Consider the following 17,280-nt stretch of genomic DNA (forward strand, 5'->3'; position numbering starts at 1 on the left):
CTTACTTCAATAATTTAGAAGAATAAAGATATTTCATAATAATTGCAGTAGCACCAGCATGCTGCTGCACAAAACATTTTGCTTGTTTCCCGGAATATTCTCTTTTTACACTATCCTGCAGACATGTAAACACTTTATACAGTTCTTCCCGATTTTGAATTGAAAACCCAGCGCCTTGCTCAATCAGATCTTTAGCCTCTTGAAATTTATGATATTTAGGACCAAATATAACGGGAATACCATAAGTAGCAGCCTCTAATGTATTATGAATACCAATTCCAAAGCCTCCACCGATATAACTCATCTTTCCATAACCATATAGCGACGACAGCATGCCAATATTATCAATAATCAGCACTTGAGCATGTGCTACTCTTTCATCAGCATACGAAACATATTTAGAGAATTGTAAAGCATCAGGAAATAACGCTAAAATTGCCCTTATATGAGTATCATGAATTTCATGTGGAGCCAATATCAGCTTCCACTTCGGAAATTTCAACATTAAATCTTTTAATAACTGCTCATCTTCTTGCCAAGTACTACCCGCAACCAAAACTGGATATTCTGCGACAAATTGCGTAACCTCATCGATCTGTTTTCTCTGCTTAGGCAATTCAACCACACGATCAAATCGCGTATCCCCTGTTAACCCAACATTTCTAAATCCATGCTCTTTCAATAAATGAACACTTTCTTCATTCTGCATGAAAAAATAAGTCACAGCACTCAATATCTCTCGAAAAAAACCGCCATAAGGCTGGAAGAAAATTTGATCAGGCCTGAAAATGGCAGAAATCATCAATAATGATATCTGTCTATTTTTCAGCTCAGAAAAATAATGATACCAATACTCATATTTTGTAAAAACTACAAACTCAGGATTAATTAAATCAATAAACAGTTTTGCATTTTTTGCTGTATCCTCAGGTAAATAAAAAACGTAATCTGCTAAATTTGTATTTTTACGAACTTCATATCCCGAGGGAGAATAAAAAGTAATAACAATTTTTTTTAAGGGGAAATCTTTTTTTATTCCTTCCAAAACAGCCCTTCCCTGCTCAAATTCACCCAAAGAAGCAAAATGAAACCAGATGTGATTTTGCCCCGTTTCAACCGTTTGATTCATGCGTGCATACCAGTCCCTACGCCCCTCTACCCAAAGCTTTGCTTTCGGATGAAAAGGCGCTATTAAGCGTAATAAAAGCCCATAAAGATGAATTCCTAAAGAATAAAGAAGACGCATGTTCGTAAAATAATACTTATATTCGTCAAAGATATTAAACCCTTTTCTAATTGTTGGAAATAAGTAGAAAATAAGGCTGGGAAACGAATTTTAATAACCGAAGCGGTAAGATTAAAAAAACGATGACATATTATCGATAGGTATCAACTGAGCATTTAGATCACAAAGACTTTACATATTATAACTATAAACAATGAGCAAAATACTTGTAACAGGCGGAACAGGATATATTGGTTCGCATACAGTTGTTGAATTACATAATGCAGGCTATACACCGGTTATCGTTGACAACTTATCTAATTCTAGCATCAAAATGTTAGATCAAATTGAAAAAATCATCGGTATAAAGCCTGAGTTTCATCAGTTTGATCTATGTGATGACACCAAAGTTTTAGAATTTGTTAAAAACAATCCAGATATCAACGGTATCATTCATTTTGCAGCATCTAAAGCAGTAGGTGAGTCCGTTCAGAATCCATTAAAATATTATCACAACAACTTCTTCTCCCTAATCAATCTTTTAGAAGCTTATCGTGAAAAGCCGATAAACTTTGTCTTCTCTTCCAGTTGTACAGTTTATGGAGAACCTGATTACTTACCTGTTGACGAAGCTGCCCCAGTAAAAAAAGCAACTTCTCCATATGGTAACACCAAACAGATTGCAGAAGAAATATTAGAAGAAACTGCAAATGCATATGACAATTTTAATATTATTGCATTACGTTATTTCAATCCTGTAGGAGCACATGAGTCAGCATTAATTGGCGAATTACCATTAGGAGTTCCTCAAAATCTTCTTCCATTCATTACCCAAACAGCTATAGGAAAACGCGATAAATTGACTGTTTTTGGAAATGACTTCGATACAAACGACGGTTTCTGTGTACGTGACTTTATCCATGTTGTAGATTTAGCAAAAGCACACGTTGCAGCAATCAAATTATTGGAAAAAGGAAATCCTAAAGGAAAGTACGATGTATTTAATGTAGGCACAGGAAATGGATATTCTGTTTTAGAAGCTATAAAAGCTTTTGAAGAAGCTTCAGACCAAAAACTAAACTATGTCGTAGGACCACGTCGTGAAGGCGATATCGTCAAGGTATATGGCGATGTCACAAAATCAACCAATGAGTTAAATTGGAAAGCACAATTAGGCATCTTCGAAATGATGGATAGCGCTTGGAAGTGGGAGAAATACCTGCAGGAAAATCCAATCGATTAAAAAAATAAAAGGAGTTAACGTTTAGTGTTAACTCCTTTTATTTTTTATCCATAAACAGATATTTGACTTTGAAAGTGGAGATCACCTATGACAGCGCTACGATTTTAAATTCGAAGACAATACGGTGTAACGGTCTTCCCCTATTTTCTTCTTCAATCTCTGTTTAGCTTTCTTCACAGCATCCTCAGTCACGCCCAATAAATTAGATATCTCGTTATTTTTTAAGCCTAACTTACCTAAAAATATGAATCTCAGATTTGATTCAGTCAATTCTGGGAATTTTCTAAGGATATCATTGTAAAAAAGCGGATACTCCTTTACAAAAGCTTCCTTAAATAAACTCCATTTATCTTCAGTCATTAAATGGGATTCCAACAATGCTTGTAGTTGCCCCCTTTCATTCTCAATAACAGAAAACGAAGTTTGTTTTACAGTTTCTATTTCATCTTTCAAATTAGCGATATACTCATTCTTCTCTTTTAGATATATAGTAAAAGAAGATAAATTATTATTTGCTTCCATTAGCTTTTGGTCAGACAAATACTTTTCCATCTGCAGGCCTAATACACGCCTCTCATAGATAATTCTACGCACCTTCAGTTTTCTGTTAAAAAGAAAATACAAACTTATCGATAACGCCAATAATAATACAACAACAATACTGTACGCTCTCTTTTTAAACAATTCTTTCTCGAATTGTTCTTTGCCCAGTTCTATTCTATGAATATATTTCTGTTTATCCGCCAGCCATTTTAATTGTTGCAGTTTCTCATCACTATTCCACAGCTGTAAACTATCATTAATCTGAATCAGTCTCCTCCTGGCTAAAAGTTCGCTATGGTCATCCTGTCGCTTTACAGCAATTTGTAATCTAACTTCCGTAATCTCCTTTTCAGATTTTTTCAGATACACTTTTTGAGTAGCGTAATTACTCGCTCGCTTGATCGCGTTCTCAGCGAGGTCTAATTTACCCTGATCGACATATATTCGAGCCAATAAGATATAAGCGTACATGGTATTCTGATTACTACTATTGCGTTCAGAATAAACAAGGTCTTCCAATAATAAATCAACTGCTTTTCCGAAATCCCCTTTCCCCCGATAAATGAGTGCCTGATTACCAAGTGCCTTACCCAATCGAACTTCGTCACCATTAAATTTAGACAGTGACTCCACTTCTTTAAAATAACGAAATGCTGTTACAGTATCTGCCAATTTCAGATATGCCGTACCTAATGCATCAAGGATACTTCCCATTTCTCTTGATTGAGGTGCTGCATGTTTACGGGCAAGATTTAGATATTCCATATTAGCCTCAGCATCACCTATACTACCAAAAAAATAAGCCATATTACGTAGGGAAATATCAGGATTAGGAAGTTTTTTCAGAGATATCTGAGGCAGTAAGTCGCGTAGACCTAAGAAAACTGGAAATGCGTCCGTATAATTATGCAAATCATACAGATAAAACCCATAATTGACTTTTGTCCAAAATTCAAGTTCTTTATCTTTGGTATTTTTTGCTTTTTTTATCGCAGTTAAATACAGATTTGTGCTTCTAGCATTGGCCGAATCATAAACATTGGCAAATCCTCTTACAAGCATATTATCGTATGCAATGAGCAAGGACTCATCATCATATATCTTCGAATAAGAAATGATAGGCTTTAAAAAATTTTTTAAAGCAATAGTATCAGTCCCAAAATCCCTCTCTTGTTTGATTAAATATTCAATCCGACTCTTACTGGAAAACAAATCCTCAAGCTTAATAGAATCCGCAAAAGCCGTATTCGCAAAAACTAACGTACAGAAAAATATATTTAGCAGTTTCAAATCAATGGAAGATTATTAGGATGTAGGTATTTATCTACAAATATAAATAATTTTAGATGTAGTACGTCAAGAAGGTCTATTAAAATAATGTTATTAAAATTTTGATTTTATAGTAACATCAGGATGAACAATTAGCCAACCGCTTTTTAAGGTAGGGCATACATCGTCGTTACTAATTTTAAAAATCATTAATTTTCACCTATCTTTAAATCATGTCAATTCATCAAGATCCCGAATTAAAAAAAGCTGTGCTTAACCTTCCCTTAAAGGAAAAAGACAAGTTATTACTCCGATTGATTAGTAAAGATAAAATGCTCATCAAACAACTACATTTTCAGCTTTTAGAAGATGAATCTGACTTAGAACAACGCATTGAACATCTGAGAAAACAGCTACAGAAACTTTTTGACATAGGTGAATCACAAGTGTACAATACGCCAAGTATGAGCAATTTCGTAGGATTAAGCAAATTGGTAAAACAAGCCAGCGGCATGGTTAACGAGCACGAAAAAATCACAAAAGATAAATTGAGTGAAGTAGAATTTCGTATTTACATTTTAGAAAGAGCCATCATGATGTACCCATCGTTATTTGGTTCATCTTACCAATCTGCCGCACATAAACTTCAAAAATATATAGCTGGCAGAATAAAACATGCTGTGTCAAAATATGAAAAAATTCATGAGGACCATCAGTTTGACTATAGAGAGCATTTCCAAGAAATACTTGATGCAGCAAATGCTACAGCATTAAAAGACTATATAAAAGTATTAAATGTAAATACAAACTTATAATACAGTTTTACAACACCGTCCAGTACCAATGACAATGAGACCTTACTAATTTTTTTGGTTATTTATAGCAGATAGCAAAAGCTTATTTTGTAACAACCCATCATTTTAACTAAATTCGCAATATTCCAAATTAGTGAACGCGTGGGAATTAAAGAAATTATAGAAAAATACGGTCAAAGTGAGTTGACACAAACTTTGACAAAAGCGATACAAGCTAAAAATCCAAAAGTCCATTTAAGAGGCCTTATCGGTTCATCTGATGCCGTTGTTGCAGTAGCGAGTTATACCCTACAAGAACGCCCCTACCTCTTTATCCTTCCAACACATGAAGATGCATCTTATTTCTTAAGTGATCTGGAAAGCCTTCTGGATAAACAGGTATTATTTTTTCCCGCCTCCTACCGTAAACCTTTTGATTTTACACAACTTGATGCAACACATGTTTTACAACGCGCAGAAACATTAAATGTACTAAATCATACTTCCGAATTACCAAAAATGGTTGTTACATACCCAGAAGCAATTGCTGAAAAGGTAATTAATAGAAGTGATCTGGAGAAAAACACGTTAGAAATAACCGAAAACACCAAATTAAGTATAGACTTTATCAATGAGTTTCTATTTGAATACGATTTCGACCGTGTAGATTTTGTTTACGAGCCTGGACAGTACGCCATTCGAGGAGGAATTGTCGATATATTCTCTTTTTCTAATGATCTTCCCTACCGAATAGAATTTTTTGGAGATGACATTGAAAGCATTCGAACATTTGAGATCGAATCCCAACTGTCTGTATCAAAAATTCATAAAGTAACCATCGTCCCCAATGTGCAAGCTAAATTCTTAAGTGCGCAAAATATTTCCCTTTTGGAGTATATTGACAAAGATGCAGTTGTTTGGATAAAAGATGTTCAGTTCACATTGGATACGATAAAAGATGGAAATAAAAAAGCAACCGAGTTTTGGAATGCTTTATCAGAAAAAGAAAAGAAAGACAATTCAGAGTGGATAAATCCCGCTTATGGATTTTCTGACGAAAAAAATTTCAATGCACTCCTTTTCGATTTCCCAATCGTCGAATTCGGAAAACAATTCTTCTATAAAGCCGAAACGACAATCAAATTTGATATCCACCCACAACCCTCATTCAATAAAGATTTCAATCTGTTGATCCATAATTTCAAAGAGAATGAGAAAAATAAAATCGAAAATTTAATCTTCTCAGATTCGCCTAAACAAATAGAGCGGATATATAAAATCTTAGAAGATCTCGACAAAACAGTTACCTTTATTCCTGTCCATAAAGGATTCAGAGAAGGATTTAGGGACGATGATGTCAAATTAGCCTGCTATACAGATCATCAAATTTTTGATCGATATTATAAGTACAAGCGAAAAAAAGGTTATGAAAAAAGTCAGGCCATCACGTTAAAAGATCTGCGAGATCTTAAACCAGGTGATTATATTACCCATATCGACCATGGTGTCGGAAAGTATGCTGGACTTGAGAAAGTGGAAGTCAATGGCAAATCTCAGGAAATGATCCGATTGAGTTATGCTGACAATGACCTTCTGTACGTAAACATCAACTCCTTAAATCGGATTTCCAAGTATTCAGGAAAAGAAGGTTCTATTCCAAAAATGAATAAACTGGGAACAGATGTATGGGACAAGCTAAAGAAAACCACAAAGAAAAAAGTCAAGGACATTGCCCGAGACTTGATCATGCTCTATGCGAAACGTAAAGCACAGACCGGTACGGCCTTTAGTCCAGATTCTTATTTACAGAATGAACTGGAAGCTTCTTTTATTTATGAAGACACACCAGATCAAGAAAAAGCTACTGCAGATGTAAAACGTGATATGGAATCGCCACATCCGATGGACCGTCTAGTATGTGGTGATGTTGGTTTTGGAAAAACGGAAATTGCTATAAGAGCAGCATTTAAAGCTGTTGCAGACAGCAAGCAGGTTGCAGTACTTGTACCAACAACGATTCTTGCACATCAGCATTACCGAACTTTTACTGAACGCCTCAAAGATCTACCGTGTACCATAGACTATATCAATAGATTTAAAACAGCAAAACAAATTAAAGAAACATTGGCAAAATTAGCTGAGGGGAAAATTGATATTATCATCGGTACTCATCGCCTAGTAAGTAAGGATGTTAAATTTAAAGATCTGGGCCTGATGATCATTGATGAAGAACAAAAATTTGGAGTCTCCGTTAAAGAAAAATTAAAACTATTACGTGCCAATGTCGATTCACTGACATTAACCGCAACCCCTATACCCCGTACATTACACTTTTCGCTGATGGGGGCGCGAGATTTGAGTTTAATCAACACGCCACCCCCCAATCGTCAACCTGTTCAAACAGAATTGCATGTATTCAATGAAACACTGATACAGGAAGCAGTATCCTTTGAACTGGAACGCGGTGGACAAGTGTTCTTTATTCACAACCGTGTTGCCGATCTTAAGCAACTAGGTGCTATGATTCAAAAATTAGTCCCTAATGCACGGGTAGGTATCGCGCATGGACAGCTTGAAGGTGATGATCTCGAAGATGTTATGCTTAAGTTTATCAATCACGATTTTGATGTATTGGTTGCCACAACCATTATCGAAGCCGGATTGGATATTCCCAATGCCAATACCATCATCATTAACCATGCGCATATGTTTGGTCTAAGCGATCTTCATCAGATGCGTGGACGTGTAGGTCGCTCAAATAAAAAATCATTCTGTTACCTGCTAAGCCCTCCATTATCTACACTTACGCCAGAGGCTTATAAACGATTATCAGCAATCGAAGAGTTTTCAGAATTAGGGGCAGGATTTAATGTCGCTATGCGCGATCTTGATATTCGTGGCTCAGGAAATTTATTAGGTGGAGAACAATCTGGGTTTATTGCCGAAATTGGTTTTGAGATGTATCATAAAATTCTTGATGAAGCAATTCAGGAATTAAAAGAAGACGAATTCTCAGATGTCTTTGCCGATGATAAAGACCACAAATATGTCTCCTTTACGCAGATCGACACCGATATGGAAGTATTGATACCTGATGAATATGTAACCAATATCAGTGAGCGATATAACCTATATACGGAAATATCGAAACTCGAAAATGAAGACCAACTGACAGATTTTGCAGTATCATTAGAAGACCGATTCGGTCCGATACCACATGAAGTCTTTGAATTGTTTAATACTTTGCGCCTACAATGGTTTGGAAAGCAGATTGGATTTGAAAAAATATCCTACAAGAAAAACACTTTAAAAGGATATTTCGTTAACAACCCAAAATCAACTTATTTCGAATCAGATCAATTTGGAAGAGTACTTGCTTTTGTTCAGCAGCACCCAGAGATTAGTAATTTAAAAGAAATCAAAAAGCAGCTTAGGCTGGCTTTAAGTAATGTGAATAGTATTAGTTATGCTTTAAAGCTTTTAAAAGAAATGGTATAATAGCATTTGTCATATGAGTACACGATCTAAAAAAGGTTTCTATTTAATGATAGAAACCTTTTTTAGATTATTCATTACAAAACAGATGTACCATCATCTGTTTTCACCTGTATTACGGTCAATTCCTTACCAAATTTCGCGAAATATTCTGGTGAGATCTTCTCGATAAGTGCGACAACAAAATCATTTTTCACAAGATTAATCGTGCAACCACCAAAACCACCCCCCATTTGTCTTGCCCCCAGCACCTCAGGAAACTGTTTGATAAAATCCACCAAATAATCTGACTCAGCACAGCTCACTTCATATTCTTGACTCAAACCATGATGTGACGCCAATAGATTTTGTCCTAATGCTTTTAAATTACCAGCTTTCAGATGCTCACATGCCTCATGCACGCGTTCGCTTTCTTCAACGACAAAACGTGTTTTTGTATATACTTCAGCATCTCTATCTTTCACAATTTCATCCAACATCGAAACCGACACATCACGCATATTGACAACTTCAGGATATTTTTCCTTAACCCAATCAATAGCTTGCTTGCATTGTTCCACACGCTTGTTATACGCAGTATCTCCTAATGCATGTTTTACATTTGTATTCAGTAAAATGATTGTATAACCATCCAATATCAGAGGAACATATTCATATTCTAAAGAACGGCAATCGAGCTTTAATACCTGATCCTTTTTACCAAACGTTGAAGCAAACTGATCCATAATACCGCATTTTACTCCTGCATAAGTATGCTCGGCCAATTGTCCAATTTTTGGAATCTCCAAACGTGGAATATTTAACTCAAAAAGCTCACTTAAAGCTAAAGTCGTAGCACATTCTACAGCGGCAGAAGAAGATAGACCTGCTCCTAAGGGAACATCACCATCGATATAAAGATTAAATCCACCAACCAATAAACCCCTTTTCTGGATTTGATCAACAACCCCCAAGATATAGTTAGGCCAATGTAAATCTGTTGGTGCAATAGCATTTAAACTGATCTCGTAGACGGCCTTGTAATCTTCGGCATATAAAGAGATCAACTCATCATCTCTTTTAGATACAGCAATATATACCGCTTTATCGATAGCCGCTGGCAGCACAAACCCGTCATTATAATCGGTATGCTCTCCTATGATATTAATTCTACCTGGGGACCGTACAATAATAGGCTCAGCTTGAAAAATGGATGTAAATTTATTCTGTATAGATTCTTTAGTAATCATAAATTAAACGTTTTTATAATGAGTCGTTGAGCAGTTTCTTAATTGTTGAGCTGCAAATTCGGGCGTAATATCACGCTGTGGATTTGCCAGCATTTCATAACCTACCATAAATTTCTTAACCGTAGCAGAACGTAACAATGGTGGGTAAAAATGCATATGCCAGTGCCATTCCGGAAAGTCTCCACTATTCACCGGAGCTTGATGCATACCCGCAGAATAAGGAAATGATGTATTAAATAAGTTGTCGTAGCGTGTTGTCAACAATTTCAAAATTGAGGCCAGCTGTTCTTTCTCCTGATCTGTGAAAGCTAATATATTCTGTACAGGTCTTTTACTTACGATCATCGTCTCATACGGCCATGATGCCCAAAATGGAACTAACGCAACAAAACTGTCATTCTCTTCTATAATACGTTCATTTTTTCTCAATTCTGCTTGAACATATGCACTTAGCATGGTAACACCATGATTGTCAAAATATGTCTTTTGATTTTTCGACTCCTTCTGAAGTTCCACAGGAACATGATTTTGTGACCAGATCTGACCATGTGGATGCGGGTTGCTACACCCCATTATAGCACCCTTATTTTCAAATATTTGAATATACTTTATCCACTCATGTTCAGCCAAAGCAGTAAACTCCTTTTGCCAAACATCTACTACCGCTTTTATTGCCAGAACTGACATTTCTGGAAGTGTCAGATCATGTCGTGGAGAAAAGGCGATAACTTTACAAATACCTTTTTCAGATTCCGCAATAAAAAGCTCATCTTCATTGATATCTGCCGTAGGCGTATCCTTCAAGAGTGCAGAAAAATCATTTACAAATACAAAACTCTCTTTATAATCGGGATTAACATCTCCATCAGCCCGTTCGTTCGTCGGACACAAATAACACTTCGGGTCGTATGATGGTCGTTGTTCTTGATTGTCATCTTCGACTTGTCCTTGCCATGGCCTTTTACTTCGATGTGGAGAAACGAGCACACGTTCACCAGTAAGTATATTCAACCGGGTATGAGGATCCGAATTAATTTCGAATGTTTGTTGCATGGTCTAATTTTTATTTCATAATTTTTGATCGTTAAAGATAGTAATTAGACTGTTAAAGAAAATGACAATGACAATAAAAAAATAAGCACTCGATTGAGTGCTTATTTTTTTTATTGTCATCAGCTAACATGTAGGAGAAGCATATTTAAATACCACATCCCTTATAAATGTTATTCTTTAATTATACGCGTGCTTTCGGATCATTCCCTTTTATAAGTTCAAAAATGGTGATCTCAGGCAATATTCCTACTCGACCCGGGTAACCTAAGAATCCATAGCCCACATTTACATAAAGTTGCTTATTGTTTTTTTCTCTATATAAACCGGCCCATTCTTTATACACATATTTTGCAGGACTCCATTGAACATTCTTAAGCCGAACACCAAACTGCATACCGTGTGTGTGCCCCGCGAACATGACGTCGATATCTGTATCTAGCACCTGAGCCCGCCAGTGCGAAGGATCGTGGGAAAGAAGTAATTTAACAGACTGTTCTTCTGCACCCAACAAAGCTTTTTGCAAATCGCCGTGCTTAGGGAATCGGCCGGTACCCCAGTTCTGTACACCAACAATAGCCAATTCTTCATTGTTAACTTTCAAAATCCGATTCTCATCATTCAAAAGATCCCAGCCCATTACTTTATGTGTCTCAATCAAGTCCTGAAGATTTTTTCTTTTGGCCGCTGAATCCTCTTTCCCAAAATAATAATCACCATAATCATGATTTCCTAAACTTGAGAATACACCTAAATCAGCCTTTACCCTTGAAAATATATCTTGATAATCACGCATTTCTGAAGCGACATTATTAACTAAATCACCAGTAAAAAAAATAGCATCTGGTTTTTCATTCAGTAATAAGTCAACTCCACCATTTACGGCTTTTCTATTATAAAAAGAACCCGAATGCACATCAGAAATTTGTCCAATCTTCATCCCGTGAAAAGCTGCTGGCAAATTTGGCAAGTATAACTTTTGACGACGCACACGATAATCATACGCTCCCGAAATAATTCCCCAGCTTAAAGGCACCAATGGCGACGCACCAACCAAAATCCCCGCCTTTGTTAAGAAATCTGACCTTGTGATCCCTTTAACTGGCTCTTCAGCGATTGGCATTTCCAACACATTGACCGCTTGTTTGATCGTTTTTTTCGGGGTCAACAGTCTCGTTAGCCAAAGTCCTCCTCTCCTCAAATCATCCAGAATGAGAACAAAGAAAAAGAAGAATTTAGAAGCTGCTGTGAGAAAAAAAGCAACTAAAAAAACGGAACGAACTAGTAGTGGAATATTAAATTTAAAGGAAATGATAACTCCTAGAGAAAGCAAAATTGAATAACCCCACCAAAGAATCCCAAAAGTTTTAGTCTTTGCAAACTTGATCTTTGTTGCCTTTAATGCAAAAAAGATATAAAAGTCCAATAGAAGAAGTACAATTACATTTACTATTAACATCGTATTTTTAAGTTAGTATTAAGCATTCAAAGCCAAGCGCTTCAATGCTTCAATCCACTTAGGATCACCGTTTAGACTTTCAACCAATTGAACCTCTTCACCTCCCAAATGCTTAAACTCATTAGCATATTCCACGCCAATTTCATCTATTGTTTCAATACAATCGGCAACAAATGCTGGACTAAATACCAATAATTTCTTCTTGCCTTTTTGTGCCAAGTCCTCTAATAAACTTGACGTATAAGGTTGAATCCAAGGTTCTTTGCCTAATCTCGATTGAAAACAGATGCTATATTGCTCCTTTTCAAGACCTAATTCTTGCGCAATTGCTCTTGTAGTTGCATGACATTGTGACAGATAACAAAAAGAATTGACCGTATTTTTACACGAATCACAACCATCCTCCGGACAACTTAACTGCCTGGTTGGATCAACTTTCCCCAATTGACGTACAGGAAGCCCGTGATAACTAAATACAATATGGTCAAAATGAGCAATATCATGCTGTCTTGCATGATCTGCAAAGGTTTCAATCATGAGTGGCTCTTGACAATAACTACTTACAAAACTCATATTCGGTAAATAATTCCATTTACGAATCAGTTCCATCACGCGGTCAATAACAGATCCACTGGTCGCAGATGCATATTGCGGAAATAAAGGAATAACACGAATCGAATCCAGAAGCATTCCCTCCATATTTTTTAAAGCATTTTCAATAGAAGGACTCTGGTAACGCATGGCCAATTCGACATGATAATCCTCCCCTAAAGAATCCTGCAAGAGATCACGCTGTATAATGCTGTAATGCATCAAAGGAGAACCTGTTTCCTTATCCCAGATTGTTTCATAAATTTTAGCAGACTTCGGAGCACGAGTAGGAGCTATGATTCCCCTAACTAAAAGTGTTCTATTGATATATGGAATATCAATTACCCTTCCGTCCATTAAAAATTCTGTTAAATATTTTCTTACATCTGATGTGGCAGGACTATCCGGAGTCCCCAGTTGAACTAATAAAATTCCTTTGGTAGCTTTCTTACTCATTTGAAACAAAAGTATGAAAATTAGATCGTAGATATTGCTATCTACGACAATATGAAATATTTATGACGCGTAATTGTGAGGTTATATTGCTTCTAAGTAAGCTTTGACTTCTTTCATCAGCCACATAGGTGTTGAGGTCGCTCCACAAATACCCACACGATCGCCTTCTTTGAAAACTGTTACATCAATCTCTCCAACTTCTGAAACAAAATAAGTATCAGGATTTTCTTTTAAGCAAACTTCAAAAAGAACTTTACCATTGGAAGATTTTTTACCCGAAACAAAAACAATTTTGTCATACATCTTGGCGAAGTGTACCAGATCTTCGTAACGATTAGAAACTTGGCGACAAATGGTATCGTTTGCTTTTACTTCATAGCCTCTCTTGATCAACTCATCTTTGATCTGATAAAACTTATCTACACTCTTCGTCGTTTGGCTATAAAGTGTAAAGGATGCTGGCAAGTCGGCATCATCCAACTCAGCAATATCCTGAAAAACTAAAGCTTCATCATTAGTTTGTCCCTGCAAACCAACAACCTCAGCATGGCCATGCTTCCCAAAGATGAGGATCTTCTCATCCTGATCAAAAGAAGTTTTAATTCTATTTTGCAACTTGAGAACAACGGGGCACGATGCATCAATTAGCGTAATATTATTCTCTAGAGCGATCTTATAAGTTTCTGGAGCTTCACCATGTGCACGGATAAGGACTTTTTCATGTTGTAAAGTGGGAAGAACATCATGAGCAATGATCCGCAAACCCTTTGCTTTTAGTCGAGCAACTTCTTCATCATTATGTACAATATCGCCTAGACAGTACAAATAACCATCTTCCTCAAGAATTTCCTCAGCCATGTCTATTGCATAGACTACACCAAAGCAAAAACCGGAATCCTTATCAATATCAACTGTTAGATTTAATGCCATAATAGTACAAAGTTAATCATTTCTAGACACGCAAAGAAAATACTTTTTATCAAAGAAAAAGTTACATAAAAATAGTCGTAATGATAATATAATATGCTTATCTTTCAGTTATTGGTGGAAATCATTACTTTTGCAAAAAAAATAACATTAATGGCAACTAACAGAACTTTTACGATGATCAAACCAGATGCAGTAGCAAATGGTCACATCGGCGCTATTTTGAATGATATTATTGCTGGTGGTTTCAAAATCGTAGCAATGAAATATATTCAATTGACTACAGAAACAGCGGGTGCTTTTTACGCAGTACACAGCGCGCGTCCTTTCTACGGAGAATTAGTAAACTTTATGACTTCAGGTCCTATTGTTGCTGTTATCTTGGAGAAAGAAAATGCAATTGAAGATTTCCGTACTTTAATCGGTGCTACTAACCCTGCTGAAGCTGCAGAAGGTACCATCCGTAACAAATATGCAAAATCTATCGATGCTAATGCGGTTCATGGTTCTGATTCAGATGAAAACGCTCAAATCGAAGGTGCATTTTTCTTTTCTCAATTCGAGAGATTTTAGTCTTAATCAAATCATATAAAAAAGGCTTGCAATAGTATTATTGCAAGCCTTTTTTATATCTAAAAACCTCGTTTCCCAAGATACTCATTCTCTTTAGCCGTCATCAACGTTTTATCTTCGGGTTTTTTATCATGGTATCCACATAAATGTAATACGCCATGCATAATCACGCGCTGTAACTCATCTTTACTATCAACTTTAAATTTAGCAGCATTTTCTGTAATACGCTCAACACTGATAAATATATCACCAGCAATCACATCATCATCTTCCGAGGAGTCAAAAGTAACAACATCTGTATAAGTATCATGATTCAAATACTGCTTATTAATTTCCAATAAATAAGCATCTGAACATAAGATAAAGCTTAGTTCACCAACACGTTTAAATCCTTCAGCCTTGATTGTATCCACAATCCACTGACGAATTTTTGCCTTTTCCTTTAATTTAAAATCAATATCTTCTACAAAGAATAGAATATCTTTTAATGCCATATTAAAATGCTTTAGTTTCCATATATGTCTGCAAGATCAAGGTTGCTGATATGGTATCCACAATACCCTTTTCTTGTCTTTTATTTTTTTTCTTACCGCTTTGAGCGATAACAGCAGCGGCCATTTTTGACGTAAACCGTTCGTCTATTTCAATAATAGGGATCAAAGGGTATGTTTTCTTTAACCGTCTTGCAAATCCTAAAATATGAATCGCAGACTCCGAATCCGTCCCGTCCATTTGCAAAGGCTTGCCCAATACAAACGTCTCCACCTGCTCTGTTTTAAAATAATCTTCTAAGAACTCCCAAATTTTATCCGGATGCACCGTCGTTAATGCTGTTGCAATTATTTGCATCGGATCTGTCACTGCAATACCGATCCTTTTTGTTCCATAATCAAAAGCCATTAATCTCATAACGATGCCTATCTTAAATATTTTGACAAAAATACGATTCTGTTTCTGTAAAATAGATTCCCTATTGATCAAAAAAAATCTATAAATTTGCTAGACTTTAAATTAAAATGAATGAAATACACCATATTAATTGGGCTTTTCTTAATGACTGTAAGTATAAAAGCAAATGCTCAAGATTACCAGGCGCTTATTCTAAAAGATCGCCAAGAAAAAGCTTTGAGTCTCTCCAAGTCAAAATTCGGTCCTTTACCGGCAGACCAGGTACAGTTTTTAGATTATTTCCCAGTAGATAAAGCATACCAAGTGACGGCGGACGTTACCTTATTAATAGGAGAAGAAACGTTCAAAATGCCCACTTACGATGGAACTAGCAACCCCTATAAACGTTATGCTATTTTAAATTTCACTTTAAACAATAAACCCTATCAACTGACAGTTTATCAAAGTGCGGCGCTATTTCAAAATCCACAATACAAAAACCACCTCTTTCTACCCTTTTTAGATTTAACAAACGGTCAGGAAAGCTATAGTGGAGGACGTTATATTGATTTATCAACGGAGGACATCATAAATGGCAAAGCAACTATAGATTTTAATACCGCTTACAACCCTTACTGTGCGTACAGCAATGGCTATCGCTGCCCTGTACCACCTCAAGAAAACATTTTAGAGACAAAGATTATGGCAGGAGAAAAAGCTTTTCATAAACAAAAAAACGAAAGACCAGTAGATATTCAGGCAGGACAAAATTTTAGCGCAGATGATCTTAAGATCATCAATAATGGTACAGAAACAGAAAAATTACGTGTGCTACAAATTACAAATGAGAAAGATCTGACTGTATTAACGACCACTTCTGTTGACCTTAAATTTGATGACCCATCGATCGCAATCTTAGAAAAAAGAATGTTTAGCACAGTCCAAGATCCAGAGCATGCTGGCGTTGGCATCGCGGCCCCGCAAATAGGAATAAATAAAAACTTAATTGTTGTACAACGATTTGATAAAGTAGGTGAACCTTTTGAAAGTTACATTAACCCTAAAATTATTTGGCGATCAAAATTCATCAGAAAGGGAGTTGAAGGATGCTTATCAATACCTGATCGTCGGGAAGAGGTACTTCGCAGTAATACCATCCGCTTACAATATATTAGTAAAGAAGGCAAAATAAAGGAGGAAAATATTGAGGGGTTTACTGCCGTTATTTTTCAGCATGAAGTAGATCATTTATATGGAATACTTTACCCAGACCGTGTGGAAGAGGCTCAAAAAGAAGAATTTGAACCCCTAAGTGATAAAATGCAGTTTTATATTAAGCCAAATACGTTACGCCCTTAATAAAAAAATGGATCGCTATGGATCTTATTAAAAATATCCATAGCGATCCATTGTTACTTGAGCATCACCGATTGGCATACAATCATAAATTTCTCCTTTACCATAGAGATCTGCTTGATAAAAGAAAAATATTTTGCAAAATGAATTAATTCAATAGCTATGACTTATTATCCCTAGCT

General features: G+C 36.1%; 14 protein-coding genes. 5 read left to right on the top strand and 9 right to left on the bottom strand.

What is annotated here, in order from left to right; translation table 11 throughout:
- Nucleotide 1: 1 nt before the first annotated feature.
- Nucleotides 2-1,246, bottom strand: coding sequence for a 3-deoxy-D-manno-octulosonic acid transferase (locus HCX49_RS19285; RefSeq protein WP_132771602.1), 1,245 nt, complete (start codon nt 1,244-1,246; stop codon nt 2-4).
- Between the two features lie 193 nt (nt 1,247-1,439).
- Between HCX49_RS19285 and galE the strand changes: the two genes are divergently transcribed.
- Complete coding sequence (gene galE, locus HCX49_RS19290) at nt 1,440-2,468, top strand: UDP-glucose 4-epimerase GalE (RefSeq protein WP_168127914.1); 1,029 nt, start codon at nt 1,440-1,442, stop codon at nt 2,466-2,468.
- Between the two features lie 96 nt (nt 2,469-2,564).
- Here the strand turns inward: galE and HCX49_RS19295 are convergent, their stop codons facing one another.
- Nucleotides 2,565-4,301, bottom strand: coding sequence for a tetratricopeptide repeat protein (locus HCX49_RS19295; RefSeq protein WP_168127915.1), 1,737 nt, complete (start codon nt 4,299-4,301; stop codon nt 2,565-2,567).
- Between the two features lie 212 nt (nt 4,302-4,513).
- Here HCX49_RS19295 and HCX49_RS19300 point away from each other — a divergent pair, with 212 nt between their 5' ends.
- Entirely contained in the window at nt 4,514-5,095 is a 582-nt protein-coding gene (locus tag HCX49_RS19300) for a hypothetical protein (RefSeq protein ID WP_021187994.1), read from the top strand.
- Nucleotides 5,096-5,236: 141 nt separating this feature from the next.
- The gene (gene mfd / locus HCX49_RS19305) at nt 5,237-8,572 is read left to right on the top strand and encodes a transcription-repair coupling factor (protein ID WP_132771605.1); all 3,336 of its coding nucleotides are present in this window, start codon (nt 5,237-5,239) and stop codon (nt 8,570-8,572) included.
- 74 nt (nt 8,573-8,646) lie between these two features.
- Here the strand turns inward: mfd and galK are convergent, their stop codons facing one another.
- From galK to HCX49_RS19330, 5 genes are all read right to left on the bottom strand, one after another.
- Entirely contained in the window at nt 8,647-9,798 is a 1,152-nt protein-coding gene (gene galK, locus HCX49_RS19310; RefSeq protein WP_206368610.1) for a galactokinase, read from the bottom strand.
- Nucleotides 9,799-9,801: 3 nt separating this feature from the next.
- Entirely contained in the window at nt 9,802-10,851 is a 1,050-nt protein-coding gene (locus HCX49_RS19315; protein WP_132771606.1) for a UDP-glucose--hexose-1-phosphate uridylyltransferase, read from the bottom strand.
- Between the two features lie 181 nt (nt 10,852-11,032).
- Nucleotides 11,033-12,307 (bottom strand): metallophosphoesterase, encoded by a 1,275-nt coding sequence (locus HCX49_RS19320; protein WP_132771607.1) that lies wholly within the window; start codon nt 12,305-12,307, stop codon nt 11,033-11,035.
- Nucleotides 12,308-12,325: 18 nt separating this feature from the next.
- Nucleotides 12,326-13,354, bottom strand: coding sequence for a ferrochelatase (hemH, locus tag HCX49_RS19325; protein WP_132771608.1), 1,029 nt, complete (start codon nt 13,352-13,354; stop codon nt 12,326-12,328).
- 81 nt (nt 13,355-13,435) lie between these two features.
- Entirely contained in the window at nt 13,436-14,284 is an 849-nt protein-coding gene (locus HCX49_RS19330; protein WP_168127916.1) for a 4-hydroxy-3-methylbut-2-enyl diphosphate reductase, read from the bottom strand.
- Nucleotides 14,285-14,434: 150 nt separating this feature from the next.
- Here HCX49_RS19330 and HCX49_RS19335 point away from each other — a divergent pair, with 150 nt between their 5' ends.
- Complete coding sequence (locus tag HCX49_RS19335) at nt 14,435-14,854, top strand: nucleoside-diphosphate kinase (RefSeq protein WP_132771610.1); 420 nt, start codon at nt 14,435-14,437, stop codon at nt 14,852-14,854.
- Between the two features lie 59 nt (nt 14,855-14,913).
- Here the strand turns inward: HCX49_RS19335 and ybeY are convergent, their stop codons facing one another.
- Nucleotides 14,914-15,348 (bottom strand): rRNA maturation RNase YbeY, encoded by a 435-nt coding sequence (gene ybeY, locus HCX49_RS19340; RefSeq protein WP_168127917.1) that lies wholly within the window; start codon nt 15,346-15,348, stop codon nt 14,914-14,916.
- A 1-nt stretch (nt 15,349) separates the two neighbouring features.
- Nucleotides 15,350-15,763, bottom strand: a complete 414-nt coding sequence (ruvX, locus tag HCX49_RS19345; RefSeq protein ID WP_132771612.1) for a Holliday junction resolvase RuvX — start codon at nt 15,761-15,763, stop codon at nt 15,350-15,352.
- Between the two features lie 111 nt (nt 15,764-15,874).
- Here ruvX and def point away from each other — a divergent pair, with 111 nt between their 5' ends.
- Nucleotides 15,875-17,101: a peptide deformylase gene (gene def / locus HCX49_RS19350; protein WP_132771613.1), complete on the top strand. Its 1,227-nt coding sequence runs from the start codon at nt 15,875-15,877 to the stop codon at nt 17,099-17,101.
- Nucleotides 17,102-17,280: the final 179 nt, after the last annotated feature.

Source organism: Sphingobacterium sp. B16(2022) (assembly GCF_012030425.1).
Classification (GTDB): domain Bacteria; phylum Bacteroidota; class Bacteroidia; order Sphingobacteriales; family Sphingobacteriaceae; genus Sphingobacterium; species Sphingobacterium anhuiense.

Bases quoted from the DNA above. Each gene is read 5' to 3' on its own strand.
- hemH (WP_132771608.1), bottom strand. From the start codon at position 13,354: ATGAGTAAGAAAGCTACCAAAGGAATTTTATTAGTTCAACTGGGGACT.
- HCX49_RS19285 (WP_132771602.1), bottom strand. From the start codon at position 1,246: ATGCGTCTTCTTTATTCTTTAGGAATTCATCTTTATGGGCTTTTATTA.
- HCX49_RS19320 (WP_132771607.1), bottom strand. From the start codon at position 12,307: ATGTTAATAGTAAATGTAATTGTACTTCTTCTATTGGACTTTTATATC.
- HCX49_RS19300 (WP_021187994.1), top strand. From the start codon at position 4,514: ATGTCAATTCATCAAGATCCCGAATTAAAAAAAGCTGTGCTTAACCTT.
- ybeY (WP_168127917.1), bottom strand. From the start codon at position 15,348: ATGGCATTAAAAGATATTCTATTCTTTGTAGAAGATATTGATTTTAAA.
- HCX49_RS19330 (WP_168127916.1), bottom strand. From the start codon at position 14,284: ATGGCATTAAATCTAACAGTTGATATTGATAAGGATTCCGGTTTTTGC.
- galE (WP_168127914.1), top strand. From the start codon at position 1,440: ATGAGCAAAATACTTGTAACAGGCGGAACAGGATATATTGGTTCGCAT.
- ruvX (WP_132771612.1), bottom strand. From the start codon at position 15,763: ATGAGATTAATGGCTTTTGATTATGGAACAAAAAGGATCGGTATTGCA.
- HCX49_RS19315 (WP_132771606.1), bottom strand. From the start codon at position 10,851: ATGCAACAAACATTCGAAATTAATTCGGATCCTCATACCCGGTTGAAT.
- def (WP_132771613.1), top strand. From the start codon at position 15,875: ATGAAATACACCATATTAATTGGGCTTTTCTTAATGACTGTAAGTATA.
- HCX49_RS19335 (WP_132771610.1), top strand. From the start codon at position 14,435: ATGGCAACTAACAGAACTTTTACGATGATCAAACCAGATGCAGTAGCA.
- galK (WP_206368610.1), bottom strand. From the start codon at position 9,798: ATGATTACTAAAGAATCTATACAGAATAAATTTACATCCATTTTTCAA.